The organism is Luteipulveratus flavus, assembly GCF_029439465.1.
GTDB classification, from domain to species: Bacteria; Actinomycetota; Actinomycetes; order Actinomycetales; family Dermatophilaceae; genus Luteipulveratus; species Luteipulveratus flavus.
The window spans coordinates 1-1,880 of sequence record NZ_JAROAV010000022.1; the positions used below are offsets into that span (position 1 = coordinate 1).

The 1,880-nt window shown below is 71.3% G+C and carries 2 protein-coding genes; one reads left to right on the top strand and one right to left on the bottom strand.

Features of this window, described 5'->3' with window-relative positions; genetic code table 11:
* Nucleotides 1-76: 76 nt before the first annotated feature.
* Nucleotides 77-922, top strand: coding sequence for an MHYT domain-containing protein (locus tag P4R38_RS06200; protein ID WP_277191475.1), 846 nt, complete (start codon nt 77-79; stop codon nt 920-922).
* Nucleotides 923-1,095: 173 nt separating this feature from the next.
* Here P4R38_RS06200 and P4R38_RS06205 read toward each other — a convergent pair whose 3' ends face one another.
* A complete protein-coding gene (locus P4R38_RS06205; RefSeq protein WP_277191477.1) occupies nt 1,096-1,551 on the bottom strand; it encodes a hypothetical protein in 456 nt (151 codons plus the stop codon).
* Between the last annotated feature and the right edge of the window lie 329 nt (nt 1,552-1,880).

Here is a 1,880-nt window from a genome sequence, read left to right on the forward strand (position 1 = left end):
AGACCGCGCTGATCCGTGTCACCGAGTTCGCCCTGCACCAGCTGTCCCGTCCCGTCATGTCGGAGGTCGCATCGTCATGAGCACCGTTCTCGCGCTGGCCCAGGACGGACACGTCCACGGGCACGACACGATCCACCACTTCGAGCTCGGCGCCTGGATCCCGGCGCTCGCGTACCTGGTGTCCTTCACCGGTTCGGTCGTCGGTCTCGCCTGCGCCCGCCAGGCCACGCTTGCCCCGTCCGAGCGGCTGCGGCGCCGCTGGCAGGGGTTCGCCGCCACCTCCATCGGCGGCGTCGCCATCTGGCTGATGCACTTCATCGCGATGCTGGGGATGGCGGTACCGGGCACGGCCACCCGCTACCAGCTCGGCTGGACGATCGGTTCTGCCCTCCTCGCCGTCGGCGCGACGTTCGCGGCGTTCCGCATCATCGGTCCGCGCGTGCGCATCCTGCGGCTGCTCGGCGGCGGCCTGGTCATGGGTCTGGCCGTGAACCTCATGCACTACGTCGGCATGTACGCCCTGCACATCCAGGGCGACATCGCATACGACCCGCTGCTGGTCGGGGCATCGATCGCGATCGCGGTGGTCGCCGCGACGGTGGCGCTGTGGTTCACGCTCGTCCTGCGCGTCGTGACGATGCGCATCCTCGCCGGTCTGGTGATGGGCGTCGCGGTCGTCGGCATGCACTACACCGGGATGGCCGCGATGCGCGTCACGCTCGACCCCGACGCTCCGGCGCCGACCGGGTTGGACGTGTTCAGCTTCCTGTTCCCCGTCTTCGTCATCGGCCTGCTGGCGCTGGCCATCCCGATCACCGCGGTGATGATGGCGCCCGACCCCGAGGACCCCGACCTGGCCCAGCTGATCGAGGAGGAGCGCGCCACCCGCGACCAGCCGCGAGTAGGCGCCCTCACCGGCTGAGCCCGACATCCCCGCTGGTCGAACCCGGCCGTTCCCGCTGGTTGAGCCGGCTTACGCCGGTTGAGCTGGGCCGTTCGCGCTGGTTGAGCTGGGCCGTTCCCGCTGGTTGAGCCGGACGGAGCGCTAGCGGAGTCCGAGTCGAAACCCGGTGCCGCGCGGGGAGACTGGTGCACCTACCGGACGGCTGAGACCTCGGTACGGCGACCGCGTGGCAGGTCCAGCAGGTGTGACGTCACGTAGTACGCGAACGGGACGGCCGCTCCCGCCACACCGACCGTGGCTGCACCGTGCGCGGAGGTGAACAGGGACACCGCGACGGCGACCCCGAGCAGCGCGATCAGGTAGAACGGGCTCGCGACGGCGATCGCGACACCGGCCTTCCTCCCCAGCGGTCGCATCGGTCGGGCGCCACCGACAGCTCCTGCCACGGCCAGCAGAGCGCCGGGTGCCCACAGCAGCCACGCGGCGTGCCAGCGCGGTGGGTCCGTGAGCTCACCGCACGGCGCCAGCTCGCAGGCGCCGCCGTTCTGCAGGAACTCAGGTTGCTGCGGCGCCCAGGCGGCGGCCCACGCCATCACGGTCAGACCGACGAGCAGGACCGCCAGCGCGATCCAGCGACGCAGGGTCATGAGCCAGAGGGTAGGTCACCGAGCGGGTGAGTGTCCCCGTGCGGCACCGGGTTTCGACTCGGGCTCCGCTTCGCTCCGCCCGGCTCAACCAGCGGGGGTGGGGGCGCCGGCGGTCGAGGAGGGCGAACGAAGTGAGGCGCGTATCGAGACCTCCGTAGCCGCGGGCGGCCGGGTCTCCTTCTATGGCACGGGGTCTCGATACGGCTCGCCCTTGGGGGCTCGCCTACTCGACCGGCGGGGGTGGGGCTCCGCTGACCGGCGGGGGGGGGGCTCCGGCGGTCGAGGAGGGCGAGCGAAGTGGTGCCCGTATCGGTATCTCTGAGTCTCCC

What these genes read in the sequence shown, in the direction of transcription:
- P4R38_RS06205 (WP_277191477.1), bottom strand. Translation starts at nt 1,551, where the DNA reads ATGACCCTGCGTCGCTGGATCGCGCTGGCGGTCCTGCTCGTCGGTCTG.
- P4R38_RS06200 (WP_277191475.1), top strand. Translation starts at nt 77, where the DNA reads ATGAGCACCGTTCTCGCGCTGGCCCAGGACGGACACGTCCACGGGCAC.